Here is a 25,497-nt window from a genome sequence, read left to right as displayed (position 1 = left end):
TTCAAATTTATTCATATAGTAAGGGCTCATTTGAGCCCTTATTGCTCTCGTTGTAATCCAACTTTTATGCATCAACTTTTCTGGAAATGGAATTTTAATTTTATATTACTGTATTATCTAATTGATATATGGCTGAATATTTTTAAAAGTAATCAATTATTATGAAAAAATTATATACATTTATTTTAATCAATACCTTTATATCATCCATAATTGCAATCAGATACTTTTTGATACTTGGAATCACGTTTTCATGGCAAAGTGGTTTTTTTTCTTTTTTTGCCGTGCTAGGGCATTTTTTTTCATTCTATCTTTTGATTTTTTTGATTCTCTTTCCTTTACTTTGGTTAAAAAAATGTTTTTTTAATATTATTGCCGCACTGTTGGTTAGTTTGGCACAGATAGTATTATTTTGTGATACGATTGTTTTTCAACAATATCGCTTTCACATTAATCAATCAGTTCTTTCATTAGTCTTTTCTGGACAAGTGGTAGACTTTTCAAGTATTACGTATATTGTAATGTTAGCTCTTGCCACTTTAGTATTTTGTATCGAAGTACTCATTCTGTGTTTTTTAGATAAAAAGATGACAAATTCAAAAGATCATCGAAAGAAGAAACGAATGATTGTAATAGCCACAGTCATGTTATTGGGCGCTGCGTTAATTAGTCATGTAATCCATATGGTGGCTTTTTATTATGCTTATTCGCCCATTATGGTTGTTAAAGAGTATCTTCCTCTTTATCGTCCCTTTACTTCCAAAAAAATCATGGGTTTTTTTGATAAAGCAGGGGGGCGTAAAGTGATTAATCAGTACACCAAATCAAGTGCAAATATCTATTATCCTAAAAATAGTCTAGTGATTAATCCTGAAAATAAAGAAAAAATGAATATTATGTTTATCGTCTTAGATTCATGGCGTTACGACACTTTCAATGAAGATAATTCACCCAATACTTATCGGTTTGTTCAACAAAATCATGGTGTCATTTTTGATAATCATTATTCAACAGGTAATGCAACCCGTACCGGAATTTTCGGATTATTTTATGGTATCCCAGGTACTTATTGGGATGCATTTTTGCGTAATAGTATTCCTTCACTTTTTATTACTACTTTACAGCAACAAAATTATAATATTGGTATCTTTACCTCTGCTAAAGTTTCGTCGCCTGAATTTGATCGCACAGCATTTGTAACCATTAAAAATTTGAGAATTAGCAGTCCAAATGGTACGCCTTCATATCGTGATAAACAGATGACCAATGATTGGCTAGCTTGGTATCAAAATCGGGATACCTCTAAACCGACTTTTTCTTTTTTATTTTATGATGCTCCTCATGGTTACGATTTTCCGAATGACTTTGAAGTTAAGTATAAGCCCGTAGGCGATATAAATTATATCACCTTGAATAATAGTACTAATCCACTACCAATTCTTAATCGTTATAAACAGAGTGTCTATTATGACGATTATTTGATGCAAAATATTTATGATGAACTTAAAAAATCGGGAACACTCGATAATACGTTAATAATTATTACGGGTGATCATTCTCAAGAAATCAATGATAATGGACTAGGATTCTGGGGGCATAATGGCAATTATACCGATGCACAAACTAAGGTGCCTTTTATTATTGTTGGAGCGAAAGATCTAAAAATCCTTCAGGAAAATAGTCAACGTTTGACTAGTCATGAGGATGTTGTACCTTCGTTAATGAAACATTATTTACATGTTCAAAATGACATATCTGATTATTCAACCGGGTATGATTTATTTAGTCCAATCACAGATAGAAATTGGTTGTTAATGTCAAATTATAGTTCTTATGCGGTACGAACGTTGGATAATATCTATTTTGTTAATCGAATGGGTATTAGCCATTATATGGATTCACGAAATCATGAAGTTGATCAAACGCCAAATTATCAATATATTCAAGATGCGATGAATAAAATGCGATACTTTTATCAGGAAGGTAATAAATAAAATTATGCCACCAAAATTTTGGTGGCATAAGATGATGTTACTTAACATCAGCACAATTCAGACAATAAATATAGCGATTTTGTTTATCGGTAAATTTATCCCATAAAGAGACTTGTTCACGAATTTGTTTTACTTCAGGAAGTTTTTCAAATAAAACTTCCGCCGTTGATTTTGGTAACATAGCAATCATATCTGAATAGAAGGCACTAAACCAGTTGACTTCTGGTTTTTGCCAATCAATTCGATAGTCGGTTAAATTAGCTAACGTTGCGGCGATTTCAATGGCATCATCAAAATCGCCTAGTTTATCTACTAACCCATTTTTAAAGGCTTCTTCACCTAGCCAAACTTGGCCTTGACCAATTTTATCCACTGCTTCTGTGGTCATTTTACGTGATTTTGCAACCAAAGAAATGAATGTATTATAACCATTATCAATATTCATCTGTATGAGTTGATTCATCTCTTCAGGCAAGTTTTTAGCAAAGTTATTACTTGCCAATGGAGAAGTTGACACGCCATCACTATAAACCCCTATATGAGAAAGCGAGTTTTCGAAAGTTGGAATCATACCAAAAATACCAATAGATCCAGTTATCGTATTAGGGCTAGCAACAATATAATCCGATGCAGTTGAAATCCAGTATCCTCCTGAAGCAGCCATACCACCCATTGAAACCACAACAGGAATTTGATATTCATGTAATGCTTCAAGTTCGCTACGAATGGCTTCTGATGCTTCTACACCGCCACCAGGACTGTTTACTCTTAACACAACAGCTTGAATGTTATTGTCGGTTAAATTTTCACGAATTGTTCTGAGTTGATCAACAATTTCTTGACTGCCGGCGATATTGCTATCATTTTCACCATCTGAAATCGTACCATTTACAAAAACTATAGAAATAAGCGGTTTAGAAACTGAATGAGTATCTTGTTTTTGATCATCTTTTAATTTGTAGTCATATATACTGACTTCAGGTAAATCTTTACCTTTTAGAACAAATTCATAAAAATCTTGTTCAAAAAGGTAATCCGATTTTACGAAATCCACTAAACCATTTGATAACGCATATTGACTCATGCTGCCATTAGCCTCGTGCAATTTAGATAGCATGATTTCCGGACTAGGAACCAGTTGTGATGGTGCTTGTTTTCGTTGGGAAGCAATATCAGTTAAATAATTATTCCACATCAATGTTAACCATCTTGTGGTATTCGCTTTTGCTTCAGCTGACATATCATTACGGGTAAAAGGCTCGATAGCAGATTTGTAGGTACCAACACGGAAAACATGCGTGTTTACTTTTAAATTATCCAGTAAAGTCTTGTAGTATAGGTTATTAGCAGCAAGCCCATAGACATTAATGGCACCTTGCGGGGTAAGAGAAATTTTATCAGCATAACTTGCTAAATAATATTGGCTTTGATTAAAGTTTGTGCCTGAGGCATAAATGGGTTTATTCGCCTTTTTAAATTTAGTGAGATATTTACCTATATATTGTAGTGAACTCAAATCTGCCCCAACAAAATTATCTAATCTTAATACCATATTTTCTATATTTGGATCTTCGGCAGCTTGATCAATTTTTCGTGTTAATTCAAATAAACTGTTTTCCCGAGCAAGGTTTACTCGTTTTCCATATATCTTGTTTTGTAAATGATAAATATCATCATTATAAAGTGTGCTATCAACAATAACACCTTCAAGATCTAAAACTAATGTGCCATTTTGTGGAACGTCGTCTAAACTTTGTGATTCTTTAAATAATGCAATAAAACTTGAAATGAGTAATATTGCAATCAAGAATATAATGTTAAAAAAAAGTTCTCTTAGGAAATTGATAACTTTCCATATGGATTTAATGACGGATAAAACAGACATAGTAAATGACCCTTTCATAATGATTTATCTAATTTTTTAGCTTCAATATTTCTTTTCTTAAAATACTTCTTATCTTCAAATCTTAAACAAGTTAATTTTCCACCCCAACAACATCCCGTATCAAGTGCAAAAATATTTTCCGGCGTACCTTTACCATTAAGTGCCGCCCAATGTCCAAAAACGATACTATATTCAGGTGGTATTTGGCTAGGAATTAAAAACCAAGGTTTAAGTTTTGTTGGCGCTTGCTCAGGTGGTTTTTTATAATAAAAATCAAGTCGACCATCTTCATAACAAAATCGCATACGTGTTAACGCATTGGTGGCATAACGTAGACGATCAAAACCTTGTAAATCCGATGACCATTCATCCGGAAAGTTTCCATACATTTTGTCAAGAAAGAGGGGATAAGAATCGCTAGATAATATTTTATTGAGATCATGAGCACATTTTTTTAATGTTTCCATATCCCACTGCGGTGAGACACCTGCATGGGTCATAATGATTTTTAATTTTTCATCAATTTGAACTAAAGGCTGTTTACGTAACCAATTCATCAATTCATCATAGTCTGGTGCATTGATCACCTCTTCAAGATTATCTTTCTTTTTCGGAGGAGTAACATTAGCATAAACTGATAACAAATGAAGATCATGATTACCTAATACCAGCCGAATTTGGCTGGTATTCGTTTTGACAAATCTTAAAACTTCTAATGATTTAGGGCCTCTTGCTACAAGATCACCGGTTAACCATAACGTATCGGTTGAGGAAAATTCAGCTTTTTCAAGCAATCGCATAAACTCATCATAACAACCATGAATATCACCGATAAGTAAGTTTGCCATCACATCATTTCCATGCGTTGGCAAGCTGGCAATATTGCTGCACAGTTAAATTTTCAGCTCGCAGCGTTGGATCAATATCTAATTCAATGAGTTGTTCTACAGTGAACATATTGGATAAGCTATTACGAATCGTTTTACGCCTTTGATTAAAGGCTTCAGTAGTTAAACGAGATAGTATCTTAACATCATTAACCAAGTAAGGTTTTTGCTTATAAGGGATTAATTTAACCACCGCCGAATCAACTTTAGGTGCAGGTTTAAAAGCACTCGGAGGAACTTCTAAAACGGGAATGATTTGGCAATAGTACTGTGCCATAACACTTAATCTACCATAATCTTTGCTATTCGGCGCTGCGACCAAACGTGTAACCACTTCTTTTTGTAGCATAAAATGCATATCAGTAATGATATTTGCAAATTCAAAAAGGTGAAACATTAAAGGAGTGGAAATATTATAGGGTAAATTACCAAACACACGTAATGGTTTACCTAATTCAGTAGTAAGTATATTAAAGTCATAATTAAGCGCATCTTGTTCGATTACGGTCAACTTGTTAGTTAATAAAGGATTTTGCTTTAGTCTTTCCGCCAAATCACGGTCAATTTCTATGACAGTAAGGTGATCGACAAGTTTACTAACGGGTATAGTTAGTGCTGCAAGACCAGGCCCAATTTCAACTAGAGCCTGATCTTTATTAGGTTGAATTGCGGCAACAATACTTTCAATAATATAATCATCATGTAAAAAATTTTGCCCAAAACGTTTACGGGCAAAATGTCCTTGGTGAACTCGATTATTCATTATCATCTACACCTTTGATTTTGATATATGCGTCACCTTTTAATTCTTGAATCCAGATTTGAGATTCTTCAGCAAATTTACGATTAAATATAAGTCGATAAGCGTGATCTTGTTTTGCTGATTCGGTTTTGTCTGCCTTTCTGGTATCGAGTAGCTGAATTAAATGCCAGCCATAAGCAGATTGAACAGGCTGACTGATTTCACCTTTTTTAAGTTTAAGTAATCCATTTTTAAAACCAGTATCATAACGTTCTGGCATACTCCAACCTAAATTACCACCGTTATCGGCTGAACCCGGATCTTCAGAATACGCCTTCGCTGCTGCTTCAAAGGTGGTAGCACCACTCACGATTGCTTTTCGAATATCTGTTAATTTCTGTTTAGCTATTTGGTCAGTAACAAGGACATTTGTTTTAATCAAAATATGACGAGCATCCACTTCTTGAACAGTAATTGCTTTTGGTTTTTCAGTGCGAGTATCATCAACTTTTAAAATATGTAATCCTACCCCAGAACGAATGGGTCCTATAATGCTGTCCTTAGGTGCACGAATTAAACGTTCTTCAAATATGGTTGGTAGCTCGTTGAGTTTACGCCACCCCATGTTACCACCTTTTAAAGCAAGATCGTCATTTGAATATGACGCAGCCAGTTTAGCAAAATTTTCGCCTTTTTTAGCTCGATTGATTACATCTCTTGCTTTTTCTGTTGCAACATCAATTTGTTGTTTAGACGCTTTCTCAGGAATGGCAATTAAAATGTGACTAATTTTTACGCTTAAATTATTCGTAAGTTGTTTAGTCAAATTTTTTGATAGATTTTCCACTTCTTTGTCAGAAATATTGATACGATGTCTAACTTCATTCATACGTGTTTGATCAATTAGCATATCGTTATGAATACGTTCACGATAAGCTGAATAACTAATTCCCATCGTTGATAACTTACTGCGTAATTGATTGACGGTCATGCCATTTTCACTTGCAATTTGAGCTATTGCTTTGGTTACTTCATCATCACTAACTGTAATTTTAGCTTTAGCTGCTTTTTGTAATATTAAGTTTTCAACAATTAAACGATCAATGATTTGTTGACGAAGTATTTTGTCATTCGGTAAATTGTTAGGATTCGTGCTTGCTTTAATGGTTTTAAGCATTTCTTGAACATCACTTTCTAAAATGACGTTATTATTTACAACAGCAGCAACCTGCTCAATAACGCGTGGCGCAGCATTTGCTGCTAAAGGATTAAGCAGACCAATACTTAAACTTAAATTTAACGCAATAATTAGTTTTAATAATTTCATATTGTTAACTCATTTTTTTGCTATAGTGTCATTGCTATAGTAATAAATTAATTGATTATGTTTTTTGAACAATTTATTCAAACGCTGAGACATAAGGAAGTTTACCGTAATTTAACATTTTTGCTTTTGCGTCACTTCGGCGTCCAAATCCTTGTAATTCAAAGTTTAAAGACAATTTATTTTCGTATTTACTTTTATGCGTATCGATATTCCAATCAGTTAGTTTTCGTCCATATTGCACTGTCATCCCCCAACAACAGTCGCTATAATGTAATCCAACAAACCCATCGACCATTTGTCCTTTTTTGACATCATGATAATACGATCCAACTGCTGAAACTGTTTCAGAGAGTGGCCAAGTAGTCATAATACCAGTTTGAGAAATATTTTGCTTATAGTTATTATAAATCGAGTTTAAATCAACCGTATCGATGTATTTATGATTTGCATAACGGTATGATAATTGAATTAATTTATTACTCGAAGGACGATATTCAAAAATACTGTTGGCTAATGATACTGCATCAAGGCGAGTATCATATTGCACCCCACCTCTAAATACAATTTCATCTGAAATTTGCCAAAAGTTGTCTGCTGCCCAAGTTATACTACCAGTATCAGAGTTTCTATCCAATTTGGTATTGTTTTCACTGGTTCTTGATTTAGTAAAATACGTGGTTTGCCCAATCGAAAAATTGAATCGTTCAACTTTATTTATATCATAGAAACGTGTTGTTATACCGGTTGAAATTTTATTAGTAGATGGAATTCGGTCTAGACCGCTATAAGGTTGATCCCTAAATAATCCAATATAGTCTGATTGGAGTAAGGTCGAATCATAATTTAATATATTTGATTGTTTCTTATAAGGTATATAAATGTATTTTACACGTGGCTCTAATGTTTGGGTATAGCCTTCAATAAGAGTTGTATCTCGTTCAAAAATAATTTTACCATCAACCGATATTTTGGGTATAAATCGACTGACATTTTTATCAAGATTTTTGAAACGGTTACTATTACTCGGTAAATCCTGATTGTAATAAGTGGCCATAAAACCAGCTTCAGTTGATATCGAAGACCAAGAATTAGTTAACGTATAGTTTAATGTTGGTTCGATATGAGTACGCCAAGTTTTAGGTTCATTTTTCCCTTTGCTAACAAAATGACTAATTTGCGCATAGTTTTTAAATTTAAATGGTCCGAAATCATAATTGTAATAGGTAATATCTAACTGCGGTTGAGTTTGATAAAGATTATCTCTTAAATTAGTACGGAAAGTCTGGAAGTTTAATTGGCTTAATGTAATGTCCCAATTTTCATCGTTATAACCCAACTGATAAAGCTGAGAAAGGTAACCCGCCGTTGATGAAACATAATCGGAATCTAAATCCGAAAGATATTGGTTATCACTGACACGTGTAGCATTAATTTTTAGTCGCCAATTGTAATTAATCAGTTCATCGTTTTTCCAATAGAATAACCAGCGTTGACGATTATCATCATAATTAATACCATTGGCTTTATTATCTCGGTCTTTATTATATTGACTATCATGTTGTAGCCAATCAAATGCAAGCGTACCCGCACCAAGTTCGTTAAGATAACGGAATTCAGTCTTTAATTGAAATCCTCTTTTTACTAGGATTCTTGGTTGAAAAGTTGCATCATAGTTAGGTGCAATATTCCAATAAATAGGTAGCGAAAAATCAACGCCATCTTTGTTATTAAAGCTAAGATTCGGCATTAATAACCCTGAGCGTCGTTTATTTCCGGTAGGTAATTGTAAATAAGGTGAATATAAAACAGGTACTTTTCCGACTCGAAAAACTGCATTCCATACTTCAAGCAATTCTTCTTTGTTATCATGAATTACGGTTGTACCCTTGATACTCCAAGTATTGTTATCAACAGGACAAGACGTAAAACTACCATTTTTCAAGATCACATAACGATTGTTCTCAAGTTTGATTTCGTCGGCTTGACCTCGACCAAGGCGATTTACCAAATGGTATTTACTTGATGTTATTGCAGTATCGTTATTATTAAGATTCATCGATGCATGATCGCCTTTCATTTGAATTAAATTATCTTGATAATTGATACTGCCATCGAGGGTGACGGTTTGGGTATTATTTTCTGAGTTTATTGTCACTTTATCGGCTTTTATAACTCGATTGCCTTGTTCAATTGATACATTACCCTTATAAGTGGCTGTATTTGGGTAATTAGCTTCAAATTCGTTTGATTCAGCATTAACCGGTAATGTATTGATATTACCATTGACTAATGGTCGATCAAATCTAGGCACATTATTTAGACATTGAGCGTTATTGCTATCAGATTTTGGCAAAGCAATAGCGTAACAAACATTGTTATATAAGGAAAAAACTATGGTTAATGTGATTAGTGATGGCGTTAATTTTTTCATCAATGATTAAAATTAATTATGTTTTTTATAATTAACACATTATAACGGTTATTTATAAAAGTGCGAATGAAAAATTAACGTTTTCCTTTGCGTTTAAATGTTTTATTGAGTTGTTTGACCATGATTACTCGTTTTTCAGGCGATGTAAATTGAAATTCATCCCACCATTTAGCCAGTTCCAGTAATTCGCCTTTTTCAATTGATGCTCGCATTTCAAGAAGATCATAAGCAGCACGAAACTTAGGATTTTCTAAAATTGCAAATGCTCGCTTGCCTTCTCTTTTTTTCATGCGTAGCTGTAAACGCCATATATCGCCCATGATAGAGGTTAACCGTCGAGGGATGGCGAGCACTTTACATTGTTCAGCAAGAACATCGTTAATAGCAACAGAAAAAGCGTCGTGAAATTGCAAACCACCTTCAATACAAGTTAATTGTGTTTGCTCAATAATTGGGTACCAAAAAAATGCAGCAAACAAAAATGCCGGGTTAACCCTTTTATTATTAGCAATGCGATAATCGGTATTTTTAAGAACTTGCTCGATGATTTTTTCTAAAAAGCTATTTTGATTATTTGTGAACAATCGGTTAATAGCTGGAAAAAGTTGTTCAAAAAGATGATATTCTTTTAATAATTTATAAGTTGCGTAACCATTTCCCGTTTGTAAGAGTTTGAGCGACTCATCAAAAAGTCGAGCAGCTGGAATGTTTTTCAATAATGGTGCTAGGTGCTTAATGGGTTTTGCTGTTTGTGTTTCAATTTCCATATCCAATTTAGCGGAAAAGCGTACCGTTCTTAACATCCTGACCGGATCTTCTCGGTAGCGTACTTGAGGATCGCCAATTAAGCGAATTAGACCTTTTTGTAAATCTGCAATACCGCCACAATAATCACGTAAGCTAAAATCTTTTAAACTGTAATACAGTGCATTTATGGTGAAATCCCGACGGATAGCATCTTGCTCTATGGTTCCATACACATTATCGCGTAATAACATTCCGGATTGCGAACGTCTAGATATATTGGTTTGATCCAATTGATTATCATGTTCACCACGGAAAGTTGCCACTTCAATAATTTCTTTACCAAACATAATATGGGCAAGTCTAAAACGTCTACCAACTAAACGGCAATTACGGAAAATCTTTTGTATTTGTTCTGGTGTCGCATTGGTTGTGATATCGAAGTCTTTTGGCTTTTTGCCTAAAAGAAGATCCCGAATACACCCGCCAACTAAATAAGCCTCATACCCGTGTTTATTTAATCGATGAAGCACTTTAAGCGCATTTTCACTTATCTCTTTGCGAGAGATATTATGTTCATTACGAGGAATGGACACATAATGTGATTCAGGGTGTTTATCATGGCAAAACATCTTACGATAAAAGCGGGAAACTTGTTTAAAAATAGCGCACCTCAAAATTTGTTATAAATTGTAAATCAAATATAATGCCGAATTATAGCTTAATTGAAATTAACTTTCCACGGCTCAAACCAACAACTATTAAGTAATGATTAAACTTCTCGAACAGGTCGTAGTAAAACTGTCAATGATTTTTCTATCTGATTTTTTTAAATACAATTATCAAAAATAACATTTATTTATATAGTACAATATAGTAATATCGTTCAATCAAAACGACTTATTTAATTTCGTTTGTATCTATGTAATATCATGGAACTGATTATAATTATTTAAACTTATACTTGAATTTTTTTGAGTTAATTGTAGGGAAACAATAATTTCCAGCAACAGACACAACGTTAAAACATGATTACAAGACATTTTTACCGTTAATTTTTATACTGCAATTAAGTTCCCAAAATCACTTGAGTATATACTATTAACTGATAACTTATCGGGGGCATTATGAATATTCGTGATTTAGAATATTTTGTTTCTTTAGCTGAATTCCGGCATTTTCGTAAAGCAGCTGATGCTTGTAATGTAAGTCAACCAACCTTAAGTGGACAGATCAGAAAATTGGAAGATGAACTTGGCGTAATGTTGTTAGAACGTACTAGTCGCAAGGTTTTATTTACGCAAACTGGCATGATGCTTGTAGAACAAGCCAAAGAGATATTACGTAATATCCAAATTTTGAAAGAGATGGCAAGCCGCCAAGGTGAAGAGATGTCAGGGCCAATGCATATTGGATTAATTCCCACCATTGCACCTTATTTGTTGCCTCATGTCATCACGGTTTTACATGAATCTTTCCCTCAATTAGAACTTTATTTGCACGAAGCTCAAACGGCCAGTATTGTTGCACAACTTGAAAGCGGTAAACTTGATTGTGCGATTGTTGCTCAAGTTAAAGAGACAGCACAATTTATTGAGTTACCTTTATTTGATGAACCGATGTTCTTAGCCGTACCTACCAATAGCGATTTAGCTAATCAAAAAACCATCAAACTTTCAGATTTGAAAGGGCAAAAATTCCTTATGTTAGAAGACGGACACTGTCTACGTGAACACGCTATGGGCTATTGTTTCCAAGTTGGGATTGACGAAGACAAGCAGTTTAAAGCAACAAGTCTTGAGACTTTACGCAGTATGATTTCAGCCGGTCGTGGAATTACTTTATTTCCTGAGTTAGCCGCGCCAAACGAGCGAACTCGTGATAATATTTGTTATATCCCTTGTACTGATCCTGTTCCTTCACGAAGTATTGAGTTGATTTATCGACCGGGTTCACCATTACGGTCTCGTTATGAAACCATTGCTAAAACAATTCGTGATCATATGCCAAAAGTATTTGCTGAAAAAGAAAAATTACTTAACGTGGCGAATTAACTATTTTAGAACGAATGAATTTATTTAAAATTATTAAAAATAAAAATGAAAAATAGCAAATCAGGTGGTGTGCGTGCAAAACAAAAAGAAAAAACACGCCGTAGCTTAATCGATGCAGCATTTAATCAACTTAACGCAGAGCAAGGTTTTGCAAGTTTAAGTTTACGTGAAGTTGCACGTGAAGCAGGTATTGCAGCGACCTCTTTTTACCGTCATTTTCGAGATATGGATGAGTTAGGTTTAGCAATGGTTGACGAAAGTGGTCTAACACTTCGTCAATTATTACGTCAAGCTCGAAAACGTATTGAGAAAGGAGGCAGTGTCTTACGCACCTCTGTTACAACCTTCATTGAGTTTATTGATAAAAATCCGAAAGTTTTTTTATTACTATTACGTGAAAAAGCCGGAACCTCATCAGCTTTTCGCTCCGCTATCGCTCGCGAAATACAACATTTTATTGTTGAACTGGTTGATTATCTAGATAATGCCAATAGCATGCCCCATTATTATAATGAAGCTCAAGCTGCGGCAATGGTAACCATTGCATTTAATGCGGGTGCCGAAGCAATTGATTTTGATATAGTTCAACGTCAGGAACTCATCGAAGATCTGATATTTCAACTTCGTATGGTTTCGCGTGGCGCTTATTACCTTTATCATAAAGAGCAAATTAAACTCGAAAATCGCTAATTTTTTTATTTAATAAGTATCTATAATTTGGTTATAAAAAAACTGCGGTTTAACCCGCAGTTAAATAAAATCATTTGATCAAGAATCATTACAGATTCTGTAATACTTTTTCAACACTATCTTTCGCATCGCCAAATAACATATAGCTATTTTCTTTAAAGAATAGTGGGTTTTGTACTCCAGCATAACCGGTATTCATTGAACGTTTAGAAATAATCACTGTTTTCGCTTTCCAAACTTCAAGTACAGGCATGCCTGCGATAGGGCTATTTGGATCTTCTTCTGCCGCAGGGTTAACCGTATCATTTGCACCAATGACCCAAACAACATCTGTATCAGGAAAATCATCATTGATTTCGTCCATTTCTAGCACGATATCATAAGGGACTTTAGCTTCTGCTAATAATACGTTCATGTGACCCGGTAAACGTCCTGCTACGGGGTGGATCCCGAATCTTACTTCAATTCCCATACCACGTAGTTTTTCTGTAATATTACTGACAGCGCCTTGCGCTTGTGCCACCGCCATACCATAACCCGGTACAATAATGACAGAACGCGCTTCTTTTAATGTTTGTGCAACTTCAGAAGGTTGCATTTCACGATATTCACCTTGTTCTTCATCTGAAGCGCTAGCTGAGCTACCGTCAGTACCAAAACCGCCTGCAATAACGCTAATGAATGAGCGATTCATTGCTTTACACATAATATAAGAAAGAATGGCGCCTGAAGAACCGACTAATGCACCGGTAACAATTAATAAATCATTACTTAGCATAAATCCGGCAGCGGCGGCAGCCCAACCTGAATACGAGTTTAACATCGAAATAACCACAGGCATATCTGCACCACCGATAGATGCAACAAGGTGGAAGCCAAATACAAATGCAATAATGGTCATGGCAAGTAAGCAGAGCAGTGCGCCAGCGCCTGTTTTTAGCTCAATAAACGTAAACATTAAAATGATTGAAACAACTATCGCAGCTAAATTCCAATAATGTTTATTTGGAATAGATAATGGTTTTGAGCTAATGCGTCCATTAAGTTTGCCAAATGCGACAATAGAACCAGAGAATGTTACTGCACCAATAAAGACACCGACGAAAATCTCGACCAGATGGACGGTCATTTCACTACTATGGTATATCAGTATTGCACTATTTAAATTTAAAAAGCTATTTAAACCAACAAGTACTGCTGCCATCCCAACAAAGCTATGAAGTAATGCCACCAGTTCTGGCATTTGCGTCATTTCGACTTTTTTGGCTAGGTATAAACCAATAGCAGCGCCCAGAATCATGGCAATAATGATCCAATGCAATCCACCTTTAATACTTGCAACGGCAGCAATAAGTGCAATAGCCATGCCTATCATACCGTAAATATTGCCAGATTTAGCTGTCTCTTGATTTGAAAGTCCACGTAGACTAAATATAAAAAGTAATGCAGCAATCACATAGGCTGCTTGAATAATTCCATTACTGAACATTATTGATACTCCCCTCTATTTGCCACGTTGGAACATTTTTAGCATTCTTTGAGTAACAAAGAATCCACCAAAAATATTGATGCTAGCAATCAAAATAGCCACAAAAGCAATGGCAGTCGTTAAACCATTATCATCACCGATTTGCAATATGGCACCGACTAAAATAATGCCCGAAATCGCATTTGTTACAGACATAAGTGGTGTATGTAAAGAGTGGGTGACATTCCAAACAACGTAATAACCCACAACACAGGATAAGGCAAAAACAGTAAAATGACCTAAAAAGCTTTCCGGAACTGAATTAGCAATCCAAAAATAGACGATGATTAATAGTGCCAGAATTCCAAATTTCTTTTGTGGTGCCATTTGTTTCGGTTCGGGTTTCACAACAGGCGTTGTCGCTTTTTGTTGCGGTTGAGCCGATACTTGTATTGGTGGGGCAGGCCAAGTGATTTCTTTATCTTTAACCACGGTTACACCACGAATAACAACATCATCAAAATTGATATCAATATTGCCGTCTTTCTCTTTAGCGAGCAGTTTTAGCAAATTAACAATATTCGTACCATAAAGTTGTGAGGCTTGCGCAGGCATACGATTAGCTAAATCAGTATAACCGACAATTTTAACGTTATTATGGGTTTCAAAAACTTTACCTGGTTTGGTTAGTTCGCAGTTACCACCTGTTAGTGCCGCTAAATCCACAATCACACTACCTGGTTTCATTGACTCTACCATTTCTTTAGAAATCAACTTCGGCGCAGGTTTACCTGGGATAAGAGCGGTTGTGATGATGATATCCACATCTTTGGCTTGTTCAGCAAATAACGCCATTTCAGCTTCAATAAAAGCGGCTGACATCTGTTTTGCATAGCCATCGCCTGAACCGGCTTCTTCTTCAAAATCTAATTCTAAAAAATCAGCGCCCATACTGTTAATTTGTTCGGCAACTTCAGGGCGGGTATCAAATGCCCGAACAATTGCACCTAAACTTACCGCTGCACCGATTGCAGCAAGACCGGCAACACCAGCACCAATGACTAAAACTTTTGCCGGTGGGACTTTACCTGCAGCGGTAACTTGACCGGTAAAAAAACGACCAAATTGATTTGCTGCTTCAATGACTGAACGATAACCAGCAATGTTAGACATAGAACTTAATGCATCGAGTGATTGTGCTCGTGAAATACGTGGCACACAATCCATTGCCATTACTGTGATATTTTTGGCAGCAAGTTTTTCCAATAACTCTTTATGCTGAGCAGGATAAATATAGCTAATGAGCGTTGATCCTTCTTTCATCAACGCAATTTCTTCATCAATTGGTGCGTGAAATTTGAGAATTAAGTCATTTTGCCAAATATCTTGCGTGTTTTGAATTGTGGCTCCAGCATCAATGAAAGCTTGGTCTTCGAAATGAGCAGCATGTCCAGCACCTTGTTCAACTGAAACTGTAAAACCAAGTTTTAACAGTTGTCCAACAGTTTGTGGTGTAGCAGCAACTCTTGCTTCATTGGCTAACCGTTCTTTAGGTATACCGATATGCATTGCGTTACGTCCTTATGTTAAGTGAGCTTGTAAATGTTTCTCGATTTTAGCATAAATTAGCGACGGTGCGAGTAGGGAATTTATTTTTTATTATCGAAATATTAATATTAAATTTAATAATAATTGGATTTTAAATCTGTGAATTAAAATTAAAATATTTACCCTGCAACCAATGTGATTAAATCTTTTTGATAGTGAACTAATTAAGGAAGAAATAGATGTGTTAGTTTACCTAAAATTGATCATTCCTTCTGCTGATAGCTTTACATTTATTAGAAAGAAAACAGGTTTAATTGGCTTGTGATTCATCGTATAAAACTTGGAATTTATCAGAACATTCAATAAAAATAGTTAAATAAAAAGATTTACGGAAAAATCGGCAAATAATGCTGGCGAGATAAAACGTTAACCTATCCCAATTGATATTAAATCATTGGGATTTTTAGTGCCAGTCTTATAAACACAAAACAGTGTTGTTTTGATTTATACGTAACAATTAATAGCCCTGTAATTTGCTGTTGAGATTATGGTAAATCCAAGTATTGTCCAATAATAAGTATTAACGAGGTAAAATATGGCCGAATTAAGCCAGAAAAAAAATAATATGTTGACTTTAATGTTTGCATTGCTTGCTGCTTGTATGGCATTTCAACTCAATGCGAGTATGTTAAGCCCTGTATTAGTGACTATCGCTAAAGAATTAGGTTCCAACGACGCACAAGTCGGATTATCCCAAACTGCTTTTTTTACCTCTGCTGCACTGTTCTCATTATTTTTACCGCGTTTAAGTGATATTAAAGGTCGTAAAAAAGTCTTAACGATTATGTTGTTTATTATGACTATAGGTACTGTGCTTGCAGCGCTGGCACCTAATATCGTTGTATTATATGTTGCGCGAATTATTCAAGGTGTATCAGGGCCAGTCGTTCCGCTTTGTTTACTGATGCTCAGCCATGAAGTCAAAGACGTTAAAAAATACGGTATGTTAATGGGTATAGTCACTGCTGTTAATGGCGGTATTGCCGGTATAGATGCAATTGCAGGTGGTCTGCTTGCTACTTATTGCGGTTTTCGTTCGGTATTTTGGGTCATTGCGATTGTTGCTGCGTTGTCAACCTATTTTGTTCATCGTTATGCTTCAGAATCTAAACCATCTGAAGGAACGAAAATGGATTGGTTAGGCGTGCTTTTCATTGTGCTTACCGTTGCTGCCTTGTTACTAGCACTTAATGAAGCAGGGAGTTTAGCACATGCTAATTGGTTTAAAGTCATTGGACTAACGATTTTTGCTGGTATGTGTTTTATCTTATTTTGGAAAACAGAAAAAATCAGCAAACAACCATTAGTTACCACGATTCATTTAAAAACCAGAGCGACTTGGGCACTATTATTAACGACACTATTAACGATGACAGGGATTTTTGCCGTCGTTAATGGGTTAGTGATGTCATTAGCGCAAAATCCTGAAATCGGATTTGGTTTAGAAGCTGATTGGGCTTCCCTTATTTTATTAACACCTTATGCCTTAATTGGGTGGTTGATAGGGCCATTTGCTGGACGTTTGGCGCCAAGTTTAGGATACAATAATGTTCTAAAATTAGGATTAATGGGTTGTGTAATTAGCATATTAATCATAATGTTTTACGGTATTGATTCTCTTCCAATATTAATTATTGGTGTTCTGGCGTTAGGTGTTTTTTATGCGGGAATGGCGAATATCATTTTAAATGGTCTTGGTGTAGTTTTATCGCCAAAAGAGAATTTAGGTTTTCTGCCAGGCATGAATGCAGGCGCTTTTAACTTAGGCGCTGGATTAAGTTTTGCTTTATTGCCTGCTGTACAAATGATAAGTGGTTATACTGTTAAGGGCTATTTTAATGGGATGCTACTTGGGTTAATTATTACAATTTTAGCTTTACTCTGTAGCTTCTTTATTCCTCGACCTGTCGATGCTGAAGTATAAAACAAGATAAAAACGGGATTTTTAATCCCGTTTTTATTGTCTAAATTAATCTTCTTCTGGCATAAGTGTAAAAACCAATGTTGTAAAAAATTTTTCTTGGGTCGCAAGTTGGCTATCTTTTAGTGGAAAACCTATTTCGACACCTATTACGTTTAAGCCTTGATTAGGAATAGTAATGGTCGCTTGACCTTTATCATCTGTTGTAACCGTTTGATCTAAATTATTAACGACATCGATAATAACAGCAGTATTTGTTAATGGCTGACCATCTTTATACACCGTTATGAGTAAATTATCACCGCGTTTTAATTGAGTTGGATCAAGTGCTGGTACTATTTGTAACGGAATATCTTCGATCCGTTTAGGTGCATTGACGGAAGATAAATAATTGACACTGTATTTAATAGCATGGGTTCCTTTACTAGCACCTTCTACTTTATTCATTGGAAGATTAACATATTTACCCTGTGCATTTTTCGTCCAATAGCCATAATCAAAACTAACTGTTACAACAGCGGTATTGTCTGTCGGTTCAACGGTCACATAATTTTGATGCTTTTTCTGATTAATCGGTAAAGAAGCCCAATTACCATTATAAGCATTTATCTGTTTTACATTTTCCGTTTGATAACCATTATCTAACGGGCCTTCACCTAAAACGATTTGCTTTTGATCAACCCGATTAGCGATCCAAATACCATGAGCAGAAAGCGATTGTGATATCATACAAGTAACACTTCCTGATAAGATGAGTACAAATAATTTACGCATTATAAAAGTCCTTATATTTTATGAAAATGATAATCATTATCATATCGATATAAAAAAAGTCAATGCTATTCGTTTAATTATTGATCATCAAAAAATGTTTAATATGATAATTAAATATAAAATATGTTTTGTTCGTTTTTGATCGCTTTAATAATAAAATTATTGCATTACAATTCTTGAATATAAATAACCAAATTGTGTTTTTATTTTTTTGATATATAAAAACATATTATGAATAACAAATCTTAAACTTGCTATTTTTAACTAGCATAATTTGTTATATAATCAAAAGTATTTTGTCCTTAACGCAATATATTGTCTTACTCATTTATATTTAGGGCGCATTCAACAATTGAGCATCTATTATTAAGGAACCACTATGATGGATTTTTCCCAATCAGTGCCAGAACTGGTCTCTTGGGCAAAAAAAAATGATTTTTCAATTAATTTGCCAGTTGAACGGCTCGCTTTTTTATTGGCGATAGCCGTCTTAAATAGCGAACGCTTTGATGGTGAAATGACTGAATCTGAATTAATTGATGCTTTCAGGCATGTATCACAAATTTTTGAACAGAGTGAAGATACCATCACTGTTCGAGCAAATAATGCCATTAATGATTTAGTACGCCAGCGATTAATTACGCGTTTTACTAGCGAAATGACGGATGGTTATTCAATTTATCGTTTGACGCCTTTGGGAATTGGCATTTCGGATTACTACATTCGTCAACGAGAATTTTCTACATTACGTTTATCGATTCAGCTTTCTATTGTTGCTCAAGAGCTAAAACGTGCAGCTGATGCGGCGCTTGAAGGTGGTGATGATCTTCACTGGCATCGCAACGTTTTTGCACCTTTGAAATACTCCGTTGCAGAGATTTTTGATAGTATTGATATCACCCAACGGGTAATGGATGAGCAACAAGCGGATGTAAAACAAAATATTTCGGCCTTATTAAGCCAAGATTGGCAAGCAGCAATTAGTAGTTGTGAAGGCTTACTCACTGAAACGTCACAAACATTACGAGAATTGCAAGATACGCTAGCCGCTGCTGGTGATAAACTCCAAGCAAGTCTGCTTTTGATTCAAGATGCAACCTTGGATAATCCTGATCTTGATAAAATCAATAATGTGGTTATGGATTTACAAAGTAAACTTGATCGTATTATTGGCTGGGGACAAAAGGCGATTGATCTTTGGATTGGTTATGATCGCCATGTTCATAAATTTATCCGTACCGCTATTGATTTAGATAAAAATAGAGTCTTTTCACAGCGATTACGTAAATCAATACAAGGCTATTTCGATTTACCTTGGTCACTTATTTTTGCCAATGCTGATCGTCTACTTGATATGCGTGATGAAGAACTTGCACTTCATGAAGCAGAAGTAACGGGTGAATTACCGTCAGAACTTGAATTTGAGATGATTGAAGAGATTCAAGAACACATTATTGCCCATATCGAACAAAATTTATTGGTCTTCAAACAAGAAAATAAACCACTGGATATGAGTATTGCTATTCATAGTTATCTAGCACAGTTCCCACGGGAACAACATTTTGATATTGCAAGATTATTTATCGATCAGGCTATTCGTTTAGGGATTGCCGAAAATGATTTACTCGGTATCCCAGCCGAATGGAAACCTATTAACGATTATGGAGCTAAGGTACAAGCACATGTCATCAACAGATACTAAAGATTTAGAATTAGAACAAACAGCTCATCATCTTGATGAAGTCATGGGGCGCATTGCGGCAAGTTCCCAAGCATCTATCGATAAATATATGCCCGTTAAATTAGCACAGGCAATTGCCAATCCCCTTTTTCCTGAGCTTGATAGCTTATTGCGTTCCGGACGCCATATCGGTATAGATGAACTGGATAATCACGCCTTTTTAATGGATTTTCAACTTGAACTGGAACAATTCTATCAACGTTATAATGTCGAATTAATTCGTGCACCGGAAGGCTTTTTCTACCTTCGTCCTCGTTCAACAACATTAATCCCTCGTTCGGTATTATCAGAACTTGATATGTTAGTCGGGAAAGTCCTTTGTTACTTATATCTAAGTCCTGAACGGTTAGCACATGAAGGTATTTTTACCTTACAAGAACTTTTTGATGAACTTGTTTCGTTAACGGATGAGAGTAAATTACTTAAATTAGTTAATCAACGTTCAACAGGTTCAGATTTGGATCGGCAAAAGCTATTTGATAAAGTCAAAACGGCACTTAATCGATTACGTCGTTTAGGCATGATATTTTTTATTGTGGGCAATGACAGTAGCCGTTTTCGTATCAACGAATCTATCTTCCGTTTTGGGGCCGATGTGCGCAGTAGTGATGATGCACAAGAAGCGCAATTACGTTTAATTCGAGACGGTGAAGCAATCAAAATCGAGTCATCGCTTATCCTAGACGATGATAATAACGAAGAACAAGAAGAAGATGTTAATGAGGAGATTGAATAATTATGATTGGACACGGTAAGTTTCACTCATTAACCCTAATAAACTGGAATGGTTTTTTTGCCAGAACATTTGAATTAGATCAACTTGTCACCACGCTTTCAGGGGGGAATGGGGCAGGTAAATCCACAACCATGGCGGCGTTTGTGACCGCATTAATTCCTGATTTAACACTATTACACTTTCGAAATACTACTGAAGCAGGTGCGACATCAGGATCACGTGATAAAGGTTTACATGGTAAATTAAAACCTGGTGTTTGTTATTCCATGCTCGATGTGATTAACTCACGTAATCAGCGAATTATATGCGGTGTTCGATTACAGCAAGTGGCTGGGCGTGATAAAAAAGTCGACATTAAACCGTTTCTATTACAAGGTTTGCCTGTTGGCATTAGCCCAACTGAACTGGTAACCGAACGTTTAAATGATAAACAAGCAAGAATTTTATCTTTGCCCGAATTAAAAGATAAAGTCGACACAATAGAAGGCGTTATCTTTAAGCAATTTAATTCAATTACCGATTATCATTCGGTTATGTTTGACTTTGGTATATTACCTAAGCGCTTACGTTCGTCATCCGATCGTAGTAAATATTACCGATTGATTGAAGCGTCACTATATGGTGGTATTTCAAGTGCGATTACTCGCTCACTTCGTGATTATTTACTTCCTGAAAATAGTGGTGTACGTAAAGCGTTTCAGGATATGGAAGCGGCACTTCGTGAAAACCGAATGACATTAGAAGCTATTCGGGTGACTCAATCTGACCGAGACCTATTTAAACATCTTATCACTGAATCAACCGATTACGTGGCTGCGGATTATATGCGTCATGCTAACGAGCGTCGTGTACATATTGAATCGGTGCTGGGTTTGCGTCGTGATATGTTCAAAACACAAGATTTGCTTATTAGTAACCAGTTCCGCCAAGTTGAAATGGCAAAAGAACTTAAAGAGTTCCAAGATGCACAAAGTGACTTAGAAACCGATTTACAAGCAGCCAATGATCACCTTAATTTAGCGCAAACAGCGCTTCGCCAACAAGAAAAAATTGACCGTTATCAAGCTGATTTAGATGATCTCAATTTAAAACTTGAAGAGCAAAATGAAGTTGTACTTGAAGCGAATGAACAGTATCAAACCTATCGAGATCAAGTGGAACACACCGAACACGAAGTTGATGAAATCAAAACGCAATTAGCGGATTATCAACAAGCACTTGATGTACAACAAACTCGTGCAATTCAATATCAACAAGCGCTGCAAGCACTAAAAAATGCTCAATCTTTATGTCAATTACCCAAATTAGGCATAAGCAATATCGAAAATCATTTTGAAGTTTTTGAAGAAAAACAAAAAGAAATAACTGATCAAGTGCTTGAAATGGAGCAAAGACTCAGTGTTTCTGATGCGGCGATAAATCAATTTGATCGAGCATATCAATTAGTGGTGAAATTAGTCGGCGATGTAGTTCGTAGTGATGCTTGGCGTGCAGCCAAAGAAGCATTAAGACAATGGCCGTCACAATGCTATCAAGCTGAACAAGCTGAACATTTGCAACTCCAACTTGATGAATTAGAACAACGCTTTTTTGAACAAAAAGAAGCCGAATCACTATTAACTCAATTCTGTAAACGTATTGGTCGCCAAATTGAGTATGATCAACTTGACGAGTTAAAACAAGAACTCGAAATTCAACTTGATGAAAACGCAATATTAGCCAATGAATCAAGTGAAAAACGAATCGAATTTAGACAAGAACTTGAACAAATTCAATCCAAAATAGCGGATTATCGACAAAAAGCACCAATGTGGATAAAAGCACAAGATGCCTTAATTGCTCTACAAGAGCAAACTGGACAAAGCTTTACCCACAGTCAAGCTGTCACGCAACATATGCAACAGCTGCTTGAACAAGAACGTGCACTGGTCACAGAACGCGATCAGATAACGTTCAAACGAAATCAATTAGATACTCAAATTGAACAACTTAATCAACCAAGTGGGGTTGATGATGGTCGTTTATCGGCATTAGCTGAGCGATTTAATGGTGTATTACTTTCTGAAATTTATGAAGATGTTACCATTGATGATGCACCTTATTTCTCAGCGTTATATGGCCCATCACGTCAAGCAATTGTGGTGCCGGATTTGTCGCAAGTTAAAGCGCAACTTGAAAATCTGACCACCAGTGAAGAAGATTATCCAGAAGATATCTATTTTATTGAAGGTGATCCATCCTCATTTGATGATAGTGTTTTTGATTGTGAAGAGATGAATAAGGCTGTATTGGTTAAAACAGGTGAACGCCAATGGCGCTTCTCAAGTTTTCCAAAAGTTCCATTATTTGGGCGAGCAGCACGTGAAATTCATCTTGAAAAACTATCATTAGAGCGAGATGAACTGCATGAACGTTATGCTAACCTTTCATTTGATTTACAAAAATTACAACGTATTGAGCAAAATGTTGGTCAATTTATTGGTGAATACTTATCGGTGGCTTTTGATATCGATCCCGAAGCTGAGGCGCAAAAATTAGCGACAAGACGCAATGAAATTGAACGTCAATTAACATCACAAGAATCGATCGATAAACAAAATCAACAGCAAGTTGCCAATTGTAAAGAGCAACTAGTGACAGTAAACCGATTAGTTGCTCAAATGCATTTACTGGCAGATGATGATTTGGCTGATAGAGTAGATGAATTGCGTGAGCAAGTTGCTGAAGCACAAGATGCGGCGCAATACGTCAGCCGTCATCGCCATACCGTTTCTGAGCTTGAACCGTTAGTTGCTGTATTACAAAGTGATCCTGAGCAAAACGAAGCATTGCGTGAACAATACAACATCGTTAAAGCACAGCAACAAACTATTCGCCAGCAAGTCTTTGCTCTTACGGAAGTGATGCAGCGCCGGGCTCACTTTAGTTATGAAGATTCAGCAGGAATGTTGAATGAAAATACTGATTTGAACGAAAAATTGCGCGCTCGATTAGAAATTGTTGAAGCACAAAGAACCGAAGCACGCAGTCAAATGCAGCAATATCAAGAAAAGTATAATCAATACAATCAAACGTTAGCATCACTAAAAAGCGCCTTTGAAACTAAACGAGATATGCTTAATGAATTGCATAAAGAAATAGATCAAATTGGTGTGAAAGCGGATGCGATCACTGAAGAGCGAGCTCGAGCTCGTCGTGATGAAATTCATCAAAAACTAAATAGTAATCGTCAACATTGTACTTCGCTTGAAAAGCAGCTCATTATGTGTGAAAGCGAAATGACCCAAATGCAAAAACGACTTGCTCAAACACTGCGAGATTATAAACAGCTAAGAGAACAAGTTGTTGAAGCTAAAGCAGGGTGGTGCTTAGTATTACGTCTAGTTAAAGAAAACAGTGTTGAACGTCGATTGCATCGTCGTGAGCTGGCTTATTTAAGTGCAGATGAACTACGTTCAATGTCGGATAAAGCGTTAGGTTCACTACGTTTAGCGGTCAACGATAACGAGCACTTACGTGATGTTTTAAGACTATCCGAAGATCCAAAACGACCAGAACGTAAAATTCAATTTTACATTGCGGTTTATAAACATCTTCGTGAGCGAATTCGCCAAGATATCGTTAAAACGGATGACCCAATTGAAGCCATTGAACAAATGGAAATTGAATTATCACGCTTGACCGAAGAACTAACTTCACGTGAGCAACAGTTAGCCATTAGCTCAAAAAGTGTAGCAAATATTATCCGTAAAACTATTCAGCGTGAACAAAACCGTATTCGTATGCTTAACCAAGGTTTGCAAGCGGTGGCATTTGGACAGGTGAATGGTGTACGATTAAATGTCACGATTCGTGAAGCTCACTCATCACTGTTAGCGGCATTAGCCGATGACCAGAACGAGCATCAAGATCTCTTCAGCAATAACCGCATAACCTTCTCTGAAGCGTTAGCGAAACTTTATCAACGTTTAAATCCTCATATCGATATGGGACAACGAACCGCGCAAAATATTGGTGAAGAATTGCTTGATTACCGCAACTATCTAGAAATGGACGTTGAAGTTAATCGGGGTGCAGACGGTTGGTTACGAGCTGAAAGTGGTGCATTATCAACCGGTGAAGCAATCGGTACCGGTATGTCAATACTATTGATGGTTATTCAAAGTTGGGAAGAAGAATCCAAACGCTTACGTAATAAAGACATCTCGCCATGTCGTTTATTATTCTTGGACGAAGCCGCTCGACTTGATGCCAAATCAATTGCCACACTCTTTGAACTTTGTGAACGGTTAGAAATGCAGCTTATTATTGCTGCGCCTGAAAACATTAGTCCAGAAAAAGGGACAACCTACAAACTGGTACGTAAAGTTATCAACAACCAAGAACATGTTCATGTGGTTGGATTAAAAGGCTTTGCATAACGGAATACTGGATTGATTTATAACACCTCTTTATTGATGAAAGTCGATAAAGAGGTTATTGTCTGATATTAAAA

General features: G+C 35.9%; 16 protein-coding genes. 7 read left to right on the top strand and 9 right to left on the bottom strand.

Annotation, left to right across the window (positions count from 1 at the left end):
• The first annotated feature begins 161 nt into the window (after nucleotides 1–161).
• A complete protein-coding gene (locus A9G10_RS07690) occupies nucleotides 162–1,994 on the top strand; it encodes a sulfatase-like hydrolase/transferase (RefSeq protein ID WP_065558951.1) in 1,833 nt (610 codons plus the stop codon).
• A 37-nt stretch (nucleotides 1,995–2,031) separates the two neighbouring features.
• Here A9G10_RS07690 and sppA read toward each other — a convergent pair whose 3' ends face one another.
• The 6 genes from sppA to pcnB form a co-directional block, all read right to left on the bottom strand.
• Nucleotides 2,032–3,879, bottom strand: coding sequence for a signal peptide peptidase SppA (sppA, locus tag A9G10_RS07685; RefSeq protein WP_179855821.1), 1,848 nt, complete (start codon nucleotides 3,877–3,879; stop codon nucleotides 2,032–2,034).
• 14 nt (nucleotides 3,880–3,893) lie between these two features.
• A complete protein-coding gene (apaH, locus tag A9G10_RS07680; RefSeq protein ID WP_065558949.1) occupies nucleotides 3,894–4,727 on the bottom strand; it encodes a bis(5'-nucleosyl)-tetraphosphatase (symmetrical) ApaH in 834 nt (277 codons plus the stop codon).
• A 4-nt stretch (nucleotides 4,728–4,731) separates the two neighbouring features.
• The gene (rsmA, locus tag A9G10_RS07675; RefSeq protein ID WP_065558948.1) at nucleotides 4,732–5,529 is read right to left on the bottom strand and encodes a 16S rRNA (adenine(1518)-N(6)/adenine(1519)-N(6))-dimethyltransferase RsmA; all 798 of its coding nucleotides are present in this window, start codon (nucleotides 5,527–5,529) and stop codon (nucleotides 4,732–4,734) included.
• Entirely contained in the window at nucleotides 5,522–6,835 is a 1,314-nt protein-coding gene (gene surA, locus A9G10_RS07670; RefSeq protein ID WP_081299140.1) for a peptidylprolyl isomerase SurA, read from the bottom strand. Before surA ends, rsmA begins: the two co-directional genes overlap by 8 nt.
• 73 nt (nucleotides 6,836–6,908) lie before the next feature.
• Nucleotides 6,909–9,266: an LPS assembly protein LptD gene (gene lptD, locus A9G10_RS07665; RefSeq protein ID WP_065558947.1), complete on the bottom strand. Its 2,358-nt coding sequence runs from the start codon at nucleotides 9,264–9,266 to the stop codon at nucleotides 6,909–6,911.
• A gap of 74 nt (nucleotides 9,267–9,340) precedes the next feature.
• Nucleotides 9,341–10,642: a polynucleotide adenylyltransferase PcnB gene (gene pcnB, locus A9G10_RS07660; protein ID WP_065558946.1), complete on the bottom strand. Its 1,302-nt coding sequence runs from the start codon at nucleotides 10,640–10,642 to the stop codon at nucleotides 9,341–9,343.
• 495 nt (nucleotides 10,643–11,137) lie between these two features.
• Between pcnB and oxyR the strand changes: the two genes are divergently transcribed.
• On the top strand, nucleotides 11,138–12,064 hold the full coding sequence (gene oxyR, locus A9G10_RS07655) for a DNA-binding transcriptional regulator OxyR (protein WP_065558945.1): 927 nt from the start codon (nucleotides 11,138–11,140) through the stop codon (nucleotides 12,062–12,064).
• Nucleotides 12,065–12,109: 45 nt separating this feature from the next.
• Complete coding sequence (gene fabR, locus A9G10_RS07650; protein ID WP_065558944.1) at nucleotides 12,110–12,754, top strand: HTH-type transcriptional repressor FabR; 645 nt, start codon at nucleotides 12,110–12,112, stop codon at nucleotides 12,752–12,754.
• An 88-nt stretch (nucleotides 12,755–12,842) separates the two neighbouring features.
• Here fabR and pntB read toward each other — a convergent pair whose 3' ends face one another.
• Nucleotides 12,843–14,243 (bottom strand): Re/Si-specific NAD(P)(+) transhydrogenase subunit beta, encoded by a 1,401-nt coding sequence (gene pntB, locus A9G10_RS07645; protein ID WP_065558943.1) that lies wholly within the window; start codon nucleotides 14,241–14,243, stop codon nucleotides 12,843–12,845.
• Nucleotides 14,244–14,258: 15 nt separating this feature from the next.
• A complete protein-coding gene (pntA, locus tag A9G10_RS07640) occupies nucleotides 14,259–15,791 on the bottom strand; it encodes a Re/Si-specific NAD(P)(+) transhydrogenase subunit alpha (protein ID WP_065558942.1) in 1,533 nt (510 codons plus the stop codon).
• 574 nt (nucleotides 15,792–16,365) lie between these two features.
• Here pntA and uriT point away from each other — a divergent pair.
• The gene (gene uriT / locus A9G10_RS07635) at nucleotides 16,366–17,754 is read left to right on the top strand and encodes a uridine transporter UriT (protein WP_065558941.1); all 1,389 of its coding nucleotides are present in this window, start codon (nucleotides 16,366–16,368) and stop codon (nucleotides 17,752–17,754) included.
• A 45-nt stretch (nucleotides 17,755–17,799) separates the two neighbouring features.
• Here the strand turns inward: uriT and A9G10_RS07630 are convergent, their stop codons facing one another.
• A complete protein-coding gene (locus A9G10_RS07630; protein ID WP_065558940.1) occupies nucleotides 17,800–18,525 on the bottom strand; it encodes a DUF4198 domain-containing protein in 726 nt (241 codons plus the stop codon).
• A gap of 379 nt (nucleotides 18,526–18,904) precedes the next feature.
• On the opposite strand from A9G10_RS07630, the gene mukF reads away from it, so the two are divergent.
• Genes mukF through mukB form a run of 3 tightly spaced genes read left to right on the top strand, consistent with a single transcriptional unit; the run spans nucleotide 18,905 to nucleotide 25,423 of the window.
• Complete coding sequence (gene mukF, locus A9G10_RS07625; protein ID WP_065558939.1) at nucleotides 18,905–20,227, top strand: chromosome partition protein MukF; 1,323 nt, start codon at nucleotides 18,905–18,907, stop codon at nucleotides 20,225–20,227.
• A gap of 43 nt (nucleotides 20,228–20,270) precedes the next feature.
• Nucleotides 20,271–21,002 carry a chromosome partition protein MukE gene (mukE, locus tag A9G10_RS07620; RefSeq protein ID WP_065559032.1) on the top strand — a complete coding sequence of 244 codons (732 nt, stop codon included), beginning with the start codon at nucleotides 20,271–20,273 and terminating at the stop codon, nucleotides 21,000–21,002.
• 2 nt (nucleotides 21,003–21,004) lie between these two features.
• Nucleotides 21,005–25,423: a chromosome partition protein MukB gene (gene mukB, locus A9G10_RS07615; RefSeq protein WP_065558938.1), complete on the top strand. Its 4,419-nt coding sequence runs from the start codon at nucleotides 21,005–21,007 to the stop codon at nucleotides 25,421–25,423.
• Nucleotides 25,424–25,497 lie beyond the last annotated feature (74 nt).

The organism is Gilliamella sp. wkB308, assembly GCF_001690185.1.
Lineage (GTDB): Bacteria > Pseudomonadota > Gammaproteobacteria > Enterobacterales > Orbaceae > Gilliamella > Gilliamella apicola_I.
Note: the sequence above shows the minus strand (reverse complement) of the source record. Positions and strands in the feature narration are given on the sequence as shown.